The following is a 15,536-nucleotide window of genomic DNA, read 5'->3' on the forward strand; positions in this document are numbered from 1 at the left end:
CCCGATGACCCGCGCGGGCTGGGCAAAGGCTCCCGACCACACCGACGACCCGCAACTCCTCGCCCGGGTTCACGAGGCCACCGACCGCGACCGTGACCACTACCTGCGCGGCGGTATGACCGAGATCGAATGCCGGTCCTGCCACGCCTGTGTGATGGTCAAGAAGACCAGTCCGCACCACACCAGCGTGCAGTGGAACCCCAGCGCCCGGGCGCGCTGCGACGAACTCGAGGAGATCCGTCGGATCGGCGGCAACCCGGCGATGATGCGGACATGTCCGCGACTCTCGGCGAGTATCGATCACGGTGTCGCCGAGGGGATCATCCCGGCGCAGTCTCCCGAATCCGACCCCGACGGATACTGGTGAGCGGTGCGAGCACCACGCTCAGCACCGCAAGGATCAGGGTGGCGATCACGCCCCACGCCGGCGACAACAGCGGGCCCGGCGCGTCGATGGCATCGTTGACCGCGGCGTCGAAGAGGCGCCCCGCCGGGTCGGCGATCACCATCGCGGCCACGACGATCGTCGCCACCCCCGCCGCCACGATCACCGCCGACACGGCGAGGACACCGATGGGGTTGCGGCGAAACGGCTTCCACCAACCCAGCAGCGCCGCCAGGGCGATGACGACGCCGAACACAAGAGTGAGCAACGCCGGCCGTTCGGTGTGGGCGGAGAAGGCCGCCTCGACGTCGGCGGTCGCGGCCGCTCGGGCGCTGACCCCACCGAGCCCGCTCACCTGAAGTTGGGCCCCCTGATCGGAGGCACCCCAGCTCGCTTGCGCGCAGCCCACGATCGCCAGACCCACGACCACCAACGCCGGCCACAGAAACGGCCGAATCCTTTCGAGGCTCACCGTCCCAGCGTGCCACGCGCTCCTGCGGGGGCGATGAGCAAGGCACCGTCGATGATCCCGGCGACGGTACGGGTCGCGACGATCCCCCAGGCCAGGAGCAAGGCGACGAACCCGACACCTGCGACCACCGCGAACATCGTGTGCCCGGTGGTCGCCGCCAATGCCGACGACCCGGTCACGAAGGTGCCCAGCGGAAAGGTGAACGACCACCAGGTCAGACCGAACGGCAGTCCGCGGCGTACCGACCGCGCGGTGATGGCGGTGGCGACGACGATCCAGATCACCGCCGCGGCCCACACCGTGAGCGCGTAGTCGTGGGCGAGGACGCCGAGGACGCCGGCGGTGGCCGCTCCGGTCACCCCGGTGGCAACGTGGGCGAGCAGGCACGCCGCGGTCACCGATTGTCCGAGCGGTCCGAGGACGATCCACCACGTCGGTGCCAGTCCGGCGGGGCCCGTTCCGTGCGTCATCAGGGAACCGATCACCGAGACCGCGATCGGCACGGCGAGAACCAACGAGAACACGAAGGCCGCGACTCCGATGACCAGCAGAGCGCGGCGTGCACTCGGTTCGTCGAACGCCCCGGCGAGCACCGCGGCCGCCGATGCCGACACCATCGGCGGGACCACCGACATCAGCCAACCCCCGAAGGGTTCTGTCCGGTTCGGTTCCGGCCGGTCGGGTCCTCCGGCGTCGCCCGCTCGGCCGAGGAGGTGACGGGCGGGGATCAGCAGTGCCGTCGCGACTCCGCCGATAGTGCCGAGGGTGAAGCACACGATGTCGACGGCGAGCGCGGCGCTCGGCCCGATCACGTGGACGCCGGCCACCAGGGTCGACGTGCCGACGGTCAGCGTCGCCATCGGCACGGCACCGTAAAAGTGCGCGATCACCGGGTGCCGCAGGTGGGCGCGTGCGGCGTCGCGGTGGCGACGCCAGTGCATGACGGTCGCGGCGATCACCCCGATGTAGACGAGGCACGCGAGCAGCCAGAACACGATCGACAGCGCGGTCAGCAGCGTGCCGTGGCCGAGCCCGTGCGCTGCGATCGCCAGAATGCCGGTGCCCATCACCGTCGCGAACCAATTCGGCGGCACGTGGGCGAAGTGGGTCCGGACCGGTGGTTCGCGCAACGTCATGCACCTACGGTCGCCGATCGACGTCTTGGCAGGTAGACGGCAATTCCCTGCAAGAGTTACAACGGATGGTTGTAACCTGGGAGGGTGTTGAGCCCGCGCATGCCCGACCTGCCCTCGCTGGAGACACTGCTCGCGGTGGTCACCACCGGCAGCCTCAATGCCGCCGCGGGTGAGTTGGGGATCACCCAGCAGGCCGTATCGGCGCGGATGCGGGCGTTGGAGGCCACGCTCGGGATCTCGCTGCTGACCCGCTCCCCCACCGGCACCGCACCCACCGAGGCCGGAATCCTGGTGTCGGAGTGGGCCGATCGGCTTCTCGGCCTGGCCTCGGAGTTCGACGCCGGGCTCGCCGCACTACGTCGCGAACGACGCGACGAGCTGCGACTGGCCGCCAGTCTGACGGTCGCCGAACATCTCCTTCCGCAATGGTTGGTGTCGTTCGGGCAGAGCGTCGAGCACGCACCCAAGGTGTCGTTCACCGCGACGAACTCCGAGCACGCCTGCGAATTGGTCCGGGCCGGCGACGTCGAACTCGGCTTCGTCGAGGGCCCGCAGGTGGCCCCCGGGGTACGCAGTCGCGTCGTCGCCCACGACACCCTGCTGCTCGTCGTACCGCCCGAGCATCCGTGGGCGCGTCGGCGCACGGCGGTGAGCTCCGACGAGTTGGCCCGCACCCCGCTGGTGACCCGCGAATCCGGTTCCGGGACAAGACTCTTCCTGGACACCATGCTGGCCGGGGCCCACGAGCCCGACGTGGCCCGCGCGCAACCGGTGCTCGAGTTGTCGACGACCGCGGCGGTGCGCTCGGCGGTCATCGCCGGCGCCGGACCGGCGGTCGTGTCCGATCTGTCGGTACGCGACGATCTCGGTCGTCGGCTGATCGCCGTGCCGGTGTCCGGGCTCGATCTGCGACGCGCCCTGCGGGCGGTGTGGATCGGCGGCGACGAACCGCGGGCCGGTGCGGCACGCGACTTCCTCACGCACGTCACGAGATCCGCAGGTCGGCCGTGACACCGATGAGTTTCGACGAGGATGGAGGTCTCACCCTTGTCACCAACCGTCATCGGAAACAGGAGTTCACCATGACCGCATATTCCGCCCCCGTGGGCGCACCGATCTGGTTCGACCTGATGAGCAGCGAGCCGGCGAAGGCCGCCGAGTTCTATCAGGGCCTGTTCGGCTGGGAGGTCGAGGGCCCACCGCGCGAGGAGTTCGGCGGCTATCAGAACTTCACCCTGCACGGCAAACGCGTCGCCGGCCTGAGTCCGTACATGGCCGAAGGTGGTGGCCCGTCCGACATCTGGTCGCTCTACCTGCGTACCGATGACCCGGAGACCACCGTCAAGAACGTCGAAGCCGCGGGAGGTTCGATCATGGTGCCGCCCATGGCAGTCGGCGAGGAGGGCAACATGATGGTCACCGTCGACAACGCCGGAGCCGCCATCGGGTTCTGGAAGCCCAACCAGCATCATGGTTTCACCGAGTGGGGTGTGCACGGAGCGCCCTACTGGTTCGAACTCGCCACCCGCGACTACCCTGCCTCACTCGCGTTCTACACCGAGACCGTCGGCGCCCGCGCCGACACCGTCATCGACAACACCGGTCAGGAGGTCGCCCCCGGCGGGCCGCTGCGCTACTCGCAGCTGTTCTTCGGGGAGACCGCGTACGCCGGCGTCATGGACGCCACCGGACTGTTCGGCGACGCCCCGTCGTTCTGGCAGATCTACATCTGCGTCGACGACGTCGCCGCGACCGTCGCACAGGCCGCCGGTCTCGGCGGTGAGATCGTCATGCCCGGCGAGGACACCCCGTACGGCACCCTCGCCGTCATCAAGGACCCGTTCGGCGCGATGATCTGCCTCGGCCATCCGCCGGCCGGGATGTAGGCGGCGCTACACACCGGCGTTGGCGTCGGCCTTCTTCTTGAGTTCGAGCGCGATGTCGATGAGCTGGTCTTCCTGGCCGCCGACGAGTTTGCGGTTGCCGGCCTCGATGAGGATCTCCGCGGCGGAGACGCCGTAGCGTTCGGCATGGCCCTCGGCATGTTTGAGGAATGAGCTGTAGCAACCCGCGTAGCCCATCATCATCGCCGATCGGTCGACCAGGCACTCCGAGGGCATCGCCGGGCGCACCACGTCTTGCGCCGCGTCGGCGATCTTCATGAAGTCCACGCCGGTGGTGATGCCGAGTTTGTCGCACACCCCGACGAATGCCTCGGTGGGCGTGTTACCGGCGCCCGCGCCGAAGCGCCGGATGGACCCATCGATCTGCTGGGCGCCAGCGCGGATCGCGTTGATCGAATTGGCCACGGCGATATCCAGATTCTCGTGCCCGTGGAAACCGACCTGCGCGTCGTCGCCGAGTTCGGCGACGAGCGCCTGCACCCGGACGGTGACGTCCTCGAGCACCAGCGCGCCCGCCGAGTCGACGACGTAGACGCACTGACAGCCCGCGTCGGCCATGATCCGCGCCTGGGCGGCAAGCACTTCCGGTGGCTGACTGTGACTCATCATCAGGAAGCCGACGGTCTCGAGCCCGAGTTCGCGGGCCAGTCCGAAGTGCTGGATCGACACGTCGGCTTCGGTGCAGTGCGTGGCGATGCGGCAGATCTGGCCACCGTTGTCCTGCGCGGCCCGGATGTCGTCCTTGGTACCGAGACCCGGCAACATCAGGAACGCGATCTTCGCCCGCTTGGCCGTCTCGGCTGCCGCGGAGATCAGCTGCTGTTCAGGTGTTTTGGAGAAGCCGTAGTTGAACGACGATCCGCCGAGACCGTCACCGTGGGTGACCTCGATGACCGGCACTCCCGCGTCGTCGAGGGCACCGACGATCGCCCGTACCTCGTCGGTGGTGAACTGGTGACGCTTGTGATGACTTCCGTCGCGCAATGAGGAATCGGTGATGCGGATGTCGAGATCCGCGGAGTACTTGCGGGCGTTGGCCATCAGGTCCGTCGTCGGTGTGCTCATGCCGAAACTCCCAACTTCTGCTTCGCGATTTCCTCGCCGACCTTGGTGGCGGCGGCGGTCATGATGTCGAGGTTGCCGGCGTACGGCGGCAAGAAGTCCCCGGCGCCCTCGACCTCGACGAAGATCGAGACACGGGCGTGGCCGCCGTTGAGCACACTCGGCGGATCGAACTGCGGGTCCTGCAGCAGTCGATAGCCGGGCACGTAGGCCTGGATCTCTTTTTCCCGCTTGTGGATCGACGCGGCGATGGCATCGGTGTCGGCGTCGTCGGGGATGGCGCAGAAGATGGTGTCGCGCATGATCATCGGCGGATCGGCCGGATTGAGGATGATGATCGCCTTGCCGCGCGCGGCACCGCCGATCGTCTCGATACCCTTCGACGTGGTCCGGGTGAACTCGTCGATGTTGGCCCGCGTCCCCGGACCTGCCGACACCGAAGCGACCGATGCGACGATCTCGGCGTAGGGCACCGGCACCACCGACGACACCGCGTGGACCATCGGGATCGTCGCCTGCCCACCACAGGTGATCATGTTGGTGTTCGGTGCGTCGAGATGCTCGCGCAGATTGGCCGGCGGCACCACTGCCGGGCCCACGGCGGCCGGCGTCAGGTCGACCGCGGTGATACCCGCCTGCTCATATCGCGGCGCATACTCGCGGTGCACATAGGCCGACGTCGCCTCGAAGATCAGGTCCGGTTTCTCCGACGACGCGAGCAACTCGTCGGCGCCGCCACTCATCGTGATGAGCCCGTGGTCGGCGGCCCGCTTCATGCCCTCCGAGTCGGCATCGATCCCGACCATCCATCGGGGAGCGATCACCTCGGATCGTTCCAGCTTGTACATCAAATCGGTACCGATGTTGCCCGACCCGATGATCGCCGCGGTCAGCTTGGCTGCCACCTGCGCCTCCTCTGAGAGTGTTGTCGAAAACTGTTGTTGGTCAGGTGAAATCGAGGGTGACGCTGCCGAGTCCGGCGAACTCGGCGACGACGTGATCACCCGGCCCGACGTCGAACGCCCGTGTCGCGGTGCCCGGCAGGATCACATCCCCCTTGCGTAGTCGCACCCCGAAAGACTCCACCTTGCGCGCCAGCCAGCTCACCGCGTTCAACGGATGGCCCAGCACCGCAGACGAATTGCCCTTCGCGACGACCTCGCCGTTGCGGTGCAACACCGCGTCGATGTCACCGGTGTCGATGTCGGTGATCGCCACTCGCTCGGTGCCGAGAATCCACCCGCACGACGACGCGTTGTCGGCGATGGTGTCGCACAACGTGATCTGCCAATCGGTGATCCGCGAATCGATCAACTCGATCGACGGCACCACCCACTCGACGGCATCGATCACGTCGTCGTTGGTGCATCCCGCACCGGGCAGATCCTTGCCCAGGATGAACCCCACCTCCACCTCCACCCGCGGGAAACACAGCGTCGCGGTGTCGATCGGGGTGGCTTCGTGGTACTGCATCTCGTCGAGCAGATGCCCGTAGTCGGGCTCGTCGACGTTCATCATCTTCTGCATGGCCTCCGATGCCAGCCCGACCTTGTGCCCGGCGACCTTCGCACCGGCGTCGAGGCGCTTGCGGATGTTGATCAGCTGGATCTCGTAGGCGTCGACGACATCGAGTTCCGGGTGGGCATCGGTGGGTCGGCCGATCGCCGTCGCGGTCCGCTCCGCGGTCCACAGATCAGCGGCGATCCGCTCGCGGATTGCCTGGTCAACCGCCATGAGAGCCTCACTTCCGTGGAATGAACGTGTTCTAGTTTAGAACATGTTCCAGGTTTCCGGGAGGACTCCTCGGTCCGGCCCGGTGCTACCGTTCGACCGTGGGCACCGACCAGGCGGGTATCGACACGCTGCGCCACGAGGTGCGTGAGTTCCTGGCCGCCGAAATCGATGCCGGCGCCTTCGTCCCGGCCTGCGACAGCTGGATGAGCGGATTCGACCCGGCGTTCAGTGCACGCCTCGGCCGGCACGGCTGGCTGGGCATGACGATGCCCGAGCGGTACGGTGGCCGCGGCCGCAGCGCGGTCGAACGATTCGTCATCACCGAAGAACTCCTCGCCGCCGGGGCTCCGGTCGCGGCGCACTGGATCGCCGACCGGCAGATGGCGCCGGGCATCCTCGCCCACGGCACCGAACGCCAGCGGCAACGCTATCTTCCCGGAATATGCTCGGGTACAACTTATTTCGCGATCGGCATGAGTGAGCCCGACGCAGGCTCCGACCTCGCCTCGGTACGGACCCGCGCGGTGCGCACCGACGACGGGTCGTGGCGGATCAGCGGCACCAAGGTGTGGACCACCGGCGCCCACGTCGCGCACGCGATGGTGTTGTTGGCCCGCACCGACGGCACACCCGCCGACCGCCAGTCCGGACTGTCCCAGCTGATCGTCGATCTTCCCCACCCCGACATCGAGATCCGCCCCTTGCGCAGCATCGACGGCGGCGCCCACTTCAACGAGGTGATCTTCCACGACGCGAACGTCGGCACCGGGGCACTACTCGGCGAACGCGGCGCGGGATGGAAACAAGTGATGAGCGAGTTGGCTTTTGAACGCTCCGGCCCGGAACGATACCTGTCGACGATGCCGCTGCTGCGGGCGTGGGCCGACGAGTTGCGCAGAGTCGGAGCGTCCGACGAGCAGCGGATCACCCTGGGAACGCTGACCGCCCGTGCGTGGGCGTTGCGCCGGATGTCGTTGCAGGTGGCCGCCGAACTCGCCGAGGGCGGCGCACCCGATGTGCTGGCCGCGATGGTCAAGGACATCGGCTCGCAGTTCGAGGGTGACGTCGTCGAGGCCATCCGATCCTCCTCGGACACCGTGGCGCGGGTCAGCGATGCGAACCCCTTCGCCACCCTGCTGGCGACCGCGATGCGCCACACTCCCGCCTTCACACTTCGCGGCGGTACCAACGAGATCCTGCGTGGAATCGTGGCCAGAGGAATGGGATTGCGGTGATCGGGGACGCCGAGCTGCATGCGGCGGTGACCGCGGTGATCGAGCGCGTCGGCCCAGACACCACGACGCCGGCCACCACGACACCGGCTACCACGACACCGGCCACCACGATCGACACCGGGGTCTGGGCGGCGCTGACCGATGCGGGGTTCACAGGCGTCGGTATCGACGAGGATCTCGGGGGCACCGGTGGCGAGTTCACCGATGCACTGACCGTGGTGTCGGCGGCAGCGGCGAGTGGCGCACTCACCCCACTCATCGAGCACACCGTCCTCGCCGCCTGGTTGGCCGCACGCTCGGGGCTCGACCTCGGCGGGCGCACCGCGACACTCGCCCTGGGCGGAGAGGGCGCCACCGTGCGCTCCACCGACGAGGGATGGGTGCTCGACGGGTTGCTGCCCGGCGTCGTACACGCCTGCGACGCCGACGTCCTCGTGGTTCACTTCGCGTCCTCGGTGGCGCTGGTCTCCCGAACCGCACCCGGCCTGACGCTCTACCACGGCACCGATCTGCTCGGGGCGTCCGTCGACGACGTGGCTCTCGACGCCGTGGTCGTCGAACAGCTCACGGACTCTCCGGTCGACTCGGCGGAACTGCGCCTGCGTGGCGCGCTGGCCTATGCGGTGGCCATGTCCGCCTGCGCGGACACCATCGTCGAGACCACGGTGCGCCACGCGTCGCAACGCACCCAGTTCGGTCGACCGCTGTCCAAGTTCCAGGCCATCCAGCAACGTCTGGCGTCGATGGCGGCGCTGACCGCACAAACCCGTGCCGCGGTGGAGCACGCCGTCGAGATGGCCGAGAACCCCGATCACGGCGGCACGATCGCCGCGGCCAAGGTCGTCGCCTCGTCGACCGCGCGGGAGGTGGCCGCCGGGGCGCATCAGATCCACGGCGCGATCGGATTCACCTCCGAACATCATCTCGGCCGATTCACCATGGCGCTGCTGGCGTGGCGGGACCGACACGGCGACGAGAAGTACTGGTCACGGGTGCTTGCCGGACGTGCGTTGGACGACGGGATCGACCCGTGGGATCTCGTCGTCGACGCCGATCACGCCCCGCCGAGTGCGACCCCTGGCGCCGCGAATCTGTAACGTGTTCTACTTTTAGATGAGAACACGTTCCACCCGCGGCGCACGAAGGGACCCGATTCATGGCCGGCGCGACCGAACCAGCAGGACAGCAGGCATCCTCTCCCCCGGCAGGCCGTCCGGAGGCGGACGAGACCTACGACGTCGTCGTCGTCGGCGCCGGTGCCGCGGGCTTGAGCGCCGCCATCACCGCGGCCGCGCAGGGCTTGCGGACGGTGATCATCGAGAAGTCGGCGTACTGGGGTGGCTCCACGTCGCGCTCCGGCGGCGGCGTCTGGATTCCGGGCAATCCGGTGCTGAAGCGCGACGGGGTGCGTGACGACCAGGAGACGGCCCGGCAGTACGTCCACGCGATCATCGGTGAGCACGCGCCCGCGGAGAAAATCGATGCCTACATCGATCGCGGACCCGAGGCGTTGGAATTCCTGATGGCCCACGCTCCCCTCGATCTCGAGTGGGTGAAGAACTACTCCGACTACTACCCCGAGGCCCCCGGCGGGCGCCTCGGCGGACGCAGCGTCGAACCGCGGCCCTTCGACGCGCGGGCGCTCGGCGATGACCTGTCGACCCTGCATCCGCAGTACACCAAGGCGCCGCTCAACATGGTTGTGCTGCAATCGGATTACCGCTGGCTCAACACGGGTCTGCGGCACTGGCGCGGGCCGGTGCGAATGGGCAAGGTCGGCGCCCGTTTCTTCTGGGCCCGCAGCCGGGGCAAGAAGCTCATCGCGATGGGCGCCGCGCTGGCCGCCGAGCTGCTACTCGGGGTCCGCAGAGCCGGTGTGCCGCTGCGCCTGTCGACGGGTCTGGTCGACCTGATCACCGAGAATGATCGGGTGGTCGGGGTGATCGCCGAGCACGAGGGCACGCGTATCCGGCTGCACGCGCAGCGCGGTGTCGTCCTCGCGTGCGGCGGCTTCGAGCACAACGCCGAGATGCGCAAGAAGTACCAGCGCGAACCCATCGGGTCGGAGTGGACGACCGGCGCACCGACCAACACCGGCGACGGTATCAACGCGGGCCTCAAGATCGGCGCCGCGGTGTCGCTGATGGACGACGCGTGGTGGGGTCCGACCATCCCGTTGCCGCGCGGGCCGTGGTTCGCGCTGTCCGAGCGCGCCGTTCCCGGCACCTTCATGATCAACGAACGCGGACAACGCTTCATGAACGAGTCGCTGCCGTATGTCGAAGCGGTGCACCAGATGTACGGCGGCGACTTCGGACAGGGCGAGGGCCCCGGCGAGAACGTCCCGTCGTGGCTCATCTTCGACCAACGCTGCCGCAACCGCTACCTGTTCGCCGGCATCAATGCGCGCCGGCCGCTTCCGAAGAAGTGGTTCGAGTCCGGAGTGGTCGTCAAGGCCGACTCCGTCGAGGCCCTGGCCGAGAAGATCGGGGTTCCCGCGGAGGCGTTGCGCGCCACCACCGATCGGTTCAACGGCTTCGCGCGCAGCGGCACCGACGAGGACTTCGGGCGCGGGCGCAGCGGCTACGACCACTACTACGGCGACATCACCAACAAGCCCAATCCGAGTCTCGGAGTGGTCGACAAGGCGCCGTTCTACGCGGTGAAGATGGTGCCCGGTGATCTCGGCACCAAGGGCGGCATCGACACCGACGCGCACGCCCGGGCGTTGCGCGCCGACGGATCGGTCATCGAGGGGCTCTACGCGGCCGGTAACACCTCGGCGCCGGTGATGGGCCACACCTACGCCGGACCGGGCGCCACCATCGGACCCGCGATGGTCTTCGGCTACCTGGCCGCGCTCGACTGCGCCGAACACCCCGGGGTCCGAATCCCGGATACCACAACGACATCGGCGTCCGCCGGCGAGGAGAACTGACCATGCCGATCGACCTGTCCGTGGCACTGGGCGCCGAGCTACCCGAGGTCGGCTTCGAATGGTCGGCCTCCGACGTCGCGCTCTATCACCTGGCCGTCGGTGCGGCCGCCGACCCGATGGACCGCGCGGGTCTGACCTACGTCGACGACGTCGCCCCGAAGGTGTTGCCCTCCTTCGCGACCGTCGCGGCGTCCTTCCATGCCACCGAGGCACCGGAGGTCTCGTTCCCCGGTATCGACATCGACCTGGCCAAGGTGGTCCATGGCAGCCAGCAGGTCACCGCGCACCGGCCGATCCCCGCGTCGGGCAAGGCCACTACCCGGACCACGATCGCCGAGATCCATGACAAGGGATCGGCCGCGGTGATCATCCAGGAATCGGTCACCGTCGACGAAGTCGGCACACCGCTGTGGACGGCGCGCTCGTCCATCTTCGCCAAGGGTGAGGGCGGTTTCGGCGGCGACCGCGGCAACTCTGCCAAGCTCGGCTACCCCGATCGCGCACCCGACCAACGCCTGTCGGTGCCGACGCTGCCCAACCAGGCGCTGCTCTATCGGCTGTGCGGTGATCGCAACCCGCTGCACTCCGATCCCAAATTCGCCTCTCACGCAGGATTTCCCCGCCCGATCCTGCACGGGCGCTGCACGTACGGGACAGTGTGTCGAGCCGTCGTCGACGCACTCCTCGACGGCGACGTGACCGCTGTGGCCGACTACTCGGCCACCTTCGCCGGCGTGGTGTTCCCGGGCGAGACCATCGACATCGACGTGTGGGACGAAGGCCGGTCGCTGCTGATCGCGGCGAGCGTCGCCGACCGCGACGGCGCACCCGCGCTGAAGAACGTGGTCATCGAGAAGCGCTGACGGGCACCGAGGTCGGCAGAACCGCGGCCTGGACAAATATGTGTCGACTTGGGGGATGCGTGTCCTGCAGGGCACACATCCCCCAAGTCGACACATGTTCGCGGCCCCGGCCCAGAACTGACCGATCCGTCTATTCTGCTCAGGGGGCGCCGGTCGCGCCGGCCGCGCCCGTCCTTCGTCGAAACCGTCCCTTGAGGAGAATCTTGATGAGCGATTCGCTGCAGTCCCTGCTCGGTCCCACCCGTCCGGCCGTCGTCGACGATCTGGTGGGGGTGATCGACTCGCAGGTCGCAGCCCAGAAGGGGCTCGGCGGTGCGACCGTCAAGGCTGCATACGGTGCCGTCGGCAAGGTCAAGCCCGACATCGTGAAGAAGGCGACCAACCTGATGCTGCCCGATTTCGTCGCCGCCCTGCAGCCGTTCTGGGACTCCAAGCCCGCGGGCACATCGTTCGGTGCGCATCTGGCCAGTGACCCCGACACCGCGTCGGAGGCCCTGCTCGCGGTGACCGACGCCCAGGTGGAATCCGCCAAGGCGCCGCTGGCCAAGGCCTACGGCACGCTGCGCGGTAAGGCCAAGGGCTATGTGTCCGAGGCACTTCCCGCCGTCGGCGACGTGATCGAGAAGCACGCGTGACCCGCGGCCGCGGCTCGCTCACCCGGTCGCATCCGGGTGGGCGTCGCGGCCCTCAGGCTGCGCTGGTGACGACGAGTACCAGCGCGCACACGACGGCGATGAGCGCCGCCAGCATCACCAGCACCCGCCAGACGTGCAGGCGTGCGGTCGGCGTATCGGTGGATCGTGAAGAGGCGACCGGTGCGGCCATGATCTCCCACTTTCGGTTGTCCGAGGCCACGACCACAGTGGCGATCTGCAACCCCGGGTTTGTTACTCCAGTGATCAATGTGTCACAGGTTGCCTGTGGTGTCGCGATTTGCGCACCGCGTGTCGCCTGGATCACACTTTTGTGTCCGTTTGCTGCAGCAATTCGGGGAGGGAGGGCCGGATGAATCGGCTCAGGGCGCTCGATCTGCGCTCGGTGTGGCTGATCTCGATCGCCTGCGCGGCGGTCAGCATGGTGGTGGCCGCCATGGCCGCGTTGAACACCGCGCTCGCCGACATCGCCATCGACCTCGGCGCCGACACCGGCCAGATGACCTGGATCGCCGACGGCTACACCCTCGCCCTCGCCGCACTGCTTCTACCCGCCGGCGCGATCGGCGACCGCTTCGGCCGCCGCGAGATGTTGATCGTCGGTCTGGCCATCTTCGCGGTCGGCTCGCTGACCGCGATCTGGGCCACCGATCCGACCCAGCTGATCATCACCCGTTGTGTCGCCGGCGTGGGCGCGGCATTCATCATGCCGACGACGTTGTCGCTCATCACCTCCGGCGTGCCGGCCGACAAGCGCAGCATCGGCATCAGCATCTGGGCCGCGGTCGCCGGCGCGGGCGCCATCGCCGGATTCTTCGTCTCCGGCGTCCTGCTGGAATTCTTCTCGTGGCATTCGATTTTCATCACCTTCGCCGCGTCGGCAGTGCTGACGGCACTGGTGTGCCTGACGATCGGCACCTCCAAGAACTCCCATCCGCAACCCTTCGACTACGCCGGATCGGCCGTGTCGATCCTCGCGGTCACCGGCATCGTGTTCGGGCTCCTCGAGGCCCCACACCGCGGCTGGGACGATGCGCTGGTCCTTCTCACCCTGATCGGCGGCGTACTCCTCGTCGCCGTGTTCTGCGTGATCGAATTGCGCGGCACCCGGCAACTCCTCGACGTCCGGCTGTTCACCAACCGCGCGTTCGGAGCCGGTGCGTTGTCGGTGGCGCTGCAGTTCTTCGCCTCCTTCGGCGCCTTCTACCTTCTGCTGCAACGCCTGCAGCTGGTGTTCGACTTCTCGCCGCTGCGCTCGGCCTTCGCCCTCATGCCGATGGTCCTGGGTGTGAGCATCTTTGCACTGCTGGGCAATTGGCTCGCGGTACGCTTTCACTCCCTGCGCTTCGTGCTGGGCAGTGGACTGCTCATCGCCGGCATCGGGCTGATCCTGTTGGGGGTCATCGACTACGACGCCTACTGGATGATGGCGTGGATGCTCGCGATCTGCGCGATCGGTATCGGTCTGGCGACCGCCCCGTCGACGACCGCGATCATGTCCAACACGCCGCTGGAGAATCAGGGGGTCGGCTCCGCGGTCAACGACACGGCACGCGAGATCGGCGCCGCCGTCGGCATCGCCCTGGCCGGCAGTCTGCTCGCCGCCGGATACGCACACCGCATCGGCCCGACCGCCGACCTCGTCCGTGCCGAGCCCGCTGCCGCCGACCACATCACCCGCTCACTGGCCGAGGCACGGGAGGTCGCGGCGCTGATCCCCGGTGACCTCGGCGCCCGCGTCCTGCACGGCGCACAGGATGCCTTCGTCGTCCCGATGAACCAGGGGTGTCTGGTGCTGGGCATCGTGCTCGTGGTCGGGTCCGCGGTGACCACGATCCTCGCACCGCGACGGGTGGTTGCGTAGGCTCTCGACGTGCTCGACGTCCACAGCCCACTGGGCACCGCCGTGGCCGTGATCGCCCTGATCGCCGTCATCGGGATCGCGGTGTCCGCACAACGCCTTTCACCGGCGATCGTCGCGGTTCCGGCCGCGGTGCTGGTGACCCTACTCGGTATCGTGTCGTGGTCGCAGGTGCGCGACGAACTCGAGTTCATCGGGCCGACAATCGGTTTCCTCGCCGCCATGCTGGTCGTCGCCGAGGTGTGCGCACGCACCGGGGTCTTCGCCTGGGTGGGTCAATTGCTCGCGGACTGGAGTCGCGGATCCCCCACGCACCTCCTCGGCCTGGTGTTCGTCGCCGCGGCGCTCACCACGGCGGTCCTGTCGATCGACACCACGATCGTGCTGCTGACCCCGGTCGCGGTGGCCACCGCGCGGCGGATCGGCGCCCGGGTGACCCCGGTCGGTACGGCGACCGCACATCTGGCCAACAGTGCCTCGACGCTGTTGCCGGTCTCGAATCTGACCAATCTGCTGGCCTTTTCGGCGACCGGGCTCGGCTTCCTCTCCTTCGCCGGACTGATGGCGGCGCCATGGGTGGTCGCGATCGTCGTCGAATACGTCATCTTCCGGATCTTCTTCGCCGGCGAACTGCAGACCACCCATAAGCCGGCGGAGCCGCCCAGCGGCACACCGGAGAGCGCCACCCGACGCCCGGCGCCGGTCGTCACCCTGATCCTGCTGGGTCTGCTGCTGTGCGGCTTCATCGTCGCCGAGCCGTTGGGAATTCCCTTGGCCGCGATCGCCGGCGTCGGGGCGGCGGTGATGCTCATCGTTCCGATGCGCAAGGCGCCCGTGGTCACCGCGGTTCGTGCGCTGCGCGCGGTGAACATCCCGTTCCTCGCGTTCGTCGCCGCGCTGGGCATCATCATCCTGCCCATCCGGCTCGGACCGATCGGCGAGGCGATCACCCATCTCATCCCGGGCGGCAACTCGCTGTGGGCACTCCTGGCGGTCGCCGCACTCGCGGCGGTCGCGGCCAACGTGCTCAACAACCTCCCGGCGACACTGCTCCTGCTGCCGATGGTCGCCCATGATCACGGCTTGGCGTTGGCCATGCTGCTCGGCGTCAACATCGGCCCCAACCTCGCCTACTTCGGTTCGCTGGCAAACCTGTTGTGGCGCGACGTGATGCGCCGCCACACCATCGCGCCGCCGACGCGACGCTACGTGCTGCTGGGCACGCTCACCGTTCCGCCGACTCTCATCGCCGCGGTCGTCGCGCTCTGGGTCGGCCTGCAGGTGATGTGATCC

General features: G+C 68.1%; 16 protein-coding genes. 10 read left to right on the plus strand and 6 right to left on the minus strand.

Annotated features, from left to right (window positions below):
- Window positions 1-4 precede the first annotated feature (4 nt).
- Window positions 5-367, plus strand: a complete 363-nt coding sequence (locus AC5ZH6_RS21965; RefSeq protein ID WP_288438270.1) for a hypothetical protein — start codon at window positions 5-7, stop codon at window positions 365-367.
- Here the strand turns inward: AC5ZH6_RS21965 and AC5ZH6_RS21970 are convergent.
- Both AC5ZH6_RS21970 and AC5ZH6_RS21975 read right to left on the minus strand, forming a co-directional pair.
- Complete coding sequence (locus AC5ZH6_RS21970) at window positions 321-857, minus strand: hypothetical protein (protein WP_288338005.1); 537 nt, start codon at window positions 855-857, stop codon at window positions 321-323. The two genes, AC5ZH6_RS21965 and AC5ZH6_RS21970, sit on opposite strands and share 47 nt — an antisense overlap.
- Window positions 854-1,993 (minus strand): TDT family transporter, encoded by a 1,140-nt coding sequence (locus AC5ZH6_RS21975; protein ID WP_288338006.1) that lies wholly within the window; start codon window positions 1,991-1,993, stop codon window positions 854-856. Before AC5ZH6_RS21975 ends, AC5ZH6_RS21970 begins: the two co-directional genes overlap by 4 nt.
- 99 nt (window positions 1,994-2,092) lie before the next feature.
- Between AC5ZH6_RS21975 and AC5ZH6_RS21980 the strand changes: the two genes are divergently transcribed.
- Together AC5ZH6_RS21980 and AC5ZH6_RS21985 are read left to right on the plus strand one after the other, a co-directional pair.
- The gene (locus tag AC5ZH6_RS21980) at window positions 2,093-3,004 is read left to right on the plus strand and encodes a LysR family transcriptional regulator (protein WP_020170131.1); all 912 of its coding nucleotides are present in this window, start codon (window positions 2,093-2,095) and stop codon (window positions 3,002-3,004) included.
- A gap of 71 nt (window positions 3,005-3,075) precedes the next feature.
- Window positions 3,076-3,879: a VOC family protein gene (locus AC5ZH6_RS21985; protein WP_288338007.1), complete on the plus strand. Its 804-nt coding sequence runs from the start codon at window positions 3,076-3,078 to the stop codon at window positions 3,877-3,879.
- A gap of 6 nt (window positions 3,880-3,885) precedes the next feature.
- Here AC5ZH6_RS21985 and dmpG read toward each other — a convergent pair whose 3' ends face one another.
- From dmpG to AC5ZH6_RS22000, 3 genes are read right to left on the minus strand one after another with little or no spacing between them, the layout of a single operon-like run.
- Window positions 3,886-4,962: a 4-hydroxy-2-oxovalerate aldolase gene (dmpG, locus tag AC5ZH6_RS21990; protein ID WP_288338008.1), complete on the minus strand. Its 1,077-nt coding sequence runs from the start codon at window positions 4,960-4,962 to the stop codon at window positions 3,886-3,888.
- Window positions 4,959-5,864: an acetaldehyde dehydrogenase (acetylating) gene (locus AC5ZH6_RS21995; RefSeq protein ID WP_288338009.1), complete on the minus strand. Its 906-nt coding sequence runs from the start codon at window positions 5,862-5,864 to the stop codon at window positions 4,959-4,961. The genes dmpG and AC5ZH6_RS21995 overlap by 4 nt, the downstream gene beginning before the upstream one ends.
- A gap of 40 nt (window positions 5,865-5,904) precedes the next feature.
- Window positions 5,905-6,693: a 2-keto-4-pentenoate hydratase gene (locus tag AC5ZH6_RS22000; protein WP_006369791.1), complete on the minus strand. Its 789-nt coding sequence runs from the start codon at window positions 6,691-6,693 to the stop codon at window positions 5,905-5,907.
- A 98-nt stretch (window positions 6,694-6,791) separates the two neighbouring features.
- Between AC5ZH6_RS22000 and AC5ZH6_RS22005 the strand changes: the two genes are divergently transcribed.
- From AC5ZH6_RS22005 to AC5ZH6_RS22025, 5 genes are all read left to right on the plus strand, one after another.
- Window positions 6,792-7,928, plus strand: a complete 1,137-nt coding sequence (locus AC5ZH6_RS22005) for an acyl-CoA dehydrogenase family protein (RefSeq protein ID WP_288338010.1) — start codon at window positions 6,792-6,794, stop codon at window positions 7,926-7,928.
- Window positions 7,925-9,025: an acyl-CoA dehydrogenase family protein gene (locus tag AC5ZH6_RS22010; protein WP_288338011.1), complete on the plus strand. Its 1,101-nt coding sequence runs from the start codon at window positions 7,925-7,927 to the stop codon at window positions 9,023-9,025. Before AC5ZH6_RS22005 ends, AC5ZH6_RS22010 begins: the two co-directional genes overlap by 4 nt.
- Window positions 9,026-9,084: 59 nt before the next feature.
- The gene (gene kstD, locus AC5ZH6_RS22015; RefSeq protein ID WP_288338012.1) at window positions 9,085-10,866 is read left to right on the plus strand and encodes a 3-oxosteroid 1-dehydrogenase; all 1,782 of its coding nucleotides are present in this window, start codon (window positions 9,085-9,087) and stop codon (window positions 10,864-10,866) included.
- A gap of 2 nt (window positions 10,867-10,868) precedes the next feature.
- Window positions 10,869-11,729 carry an enoyl-CoA hydratase ChsH3 gene (chsH3, locus tag AC5ZH6_RS22020; RefSeq protein ID WP_288338013.1) on the plus strand — a complete coding sequence of 287 codons (861 nt, stop codon included), beginning with the start codon at window positions 10,869-10,871 and terminating at the stop codon, window positions 11,727-11,729.
- A 206-nt stretch (window positions 11,730-11,935) separates the two neighbouring features.
- A complete protein-coding gene (locus AC5ZH6_RS22025) occupies window positions 11,936-12,364 on the plus strand; it encodes a DUF6918 family protein (RefSeq protein ID WP_020170109.1) in 429 nt (142 codons plus the stop codon).
- A 52-nt stretch (window positions 12,365-12,416) separates the two neighbouring features.
- Here AC5ZH6_RS22025 and AC5ZH6_RS22030 read toward each other — a convergent pair whose 3' ends face one another.
- Window positions 12,417-12,584: a hypothetical protein gene (locus AC5ZH6_RS22030; protein ID WP_231386592.1), complete on the minus strand. Its 168-nt coding sequence runs from the start codon at window positions 12,582-12,584 to the stop codon at window positions 12,417-12,419.
- Window positions 12,585-12,734: 150 nt separating this feature from the next.
- Here AC5ZH6_RS22030 and AC5ZH6_RS22035 point away from each other — a divergent pair, with 150 nt between their 5' ends.
- Both AC5ZH6_RS22035 and AC5ZH6_RS22040 read left to right on the plus strand, forming a co-directional pair.
- Window positions 12,735-14,246, plus strand: a complete 1,512-nt coding sequence (locus AC5ZH6_RS22035) for an MFS transporter (protein ID WP_020170107.1) — start codon at window positions 12,735-12,737, stop codon at window positions 14,244-14,246.
- 9 nt (window positions 14,247-14,255) lie between these two features.
- Entirely contained in the window at window positions 14,256-15,533 is a 1,278-nt protein-coding gene (locus tag AC5ZH6_RS22040; RefSeq protein ID WP_288337726.1) for an SLC13 family permease, read from the plus strand.
- The last annotated feature ends 3 nt before the right edge of the window (window positions 15,534-15,536 follow it).

The sequence above is a fragment of the Gordonia sp. YC-XJ4 genome (genome assembly GCF_059511865.1).

Excerpts from the sequence above, each read along its gene's own strand:
- AC5ZH6_RS21965 (WP_288438270.1), top strand. The coding sequence starts at position 5 with ATGACCCGCGCGGGCTGGGCAAAGGCTCCCGACCACACCGACGACCCG.
- AC5ZH6_RS21975 (WP_288338006.1), bottom strand. The coding sequence starts at position 1,993 with ATGACGTTGCGCGAACCACCGGTCCGGACCCACTTCGCCCACGTGCCG.
- AC5ZH6_RS21980 (WP_020170131.1), top strand. The coding sequence starts at position 2,093 with ATGCCCGACCTGCCCTCGCTGGAGACACTGCTCGCGGTGGTCACCACC.
- AC5ZH6_RS21985 (WP_288338007.1), top strand. The coding sequence starts at position 3,076 with ATGACCGCATATTCCGCCCCCGTGGGCGCACCGATCTGGTTCGACCTG.
- dmpG (WP_288338008.1), bottom strand. The coding sequence starts at position 4,962 with ATGAGCACACCGACGACGGACCTGATGGCCAACGCCCGCAAGTACTCC.
- AC5ZH6_RS22000 (WP_006369791.1), bottom strand. The coding sequence starts at position 6,693 with ATGGCGGTTGACCAGGCAATCCGCGAGCGGATCGCCGCTGATCTGTGG.
- kstD (WP_288338012.1), top strand. The coding sequence starts at position 9,085 with ATGGCCGGCGCGACCGAACCAGCAGGACAGCAGGCATCCTCTCCCCCG.
- chsH3 (WP_288338013.1), top strand. The coding sequence starts at position 10,869 with ATGCCGATCGACCTGTCCGTGGCACTGGGCGCCGAGCTACCCGAGGTC.
- AC5ZH6_RS22025 (WP_020170109.1), top strand. The coding sequence starts at position 11,936 with ATGAGCGATTCGCTGCAGTCCCTGCTCGGTCCCACCCGTCCGGCCGTC.
- AC5ZH6_RS22035 (WP_020170107.1), top strand. The coding sequence starts at position 12,735 with ATGAATCGGCTCAGGGCGCTCGATCTGCGCTCGGTGTGGCTGATCTCG.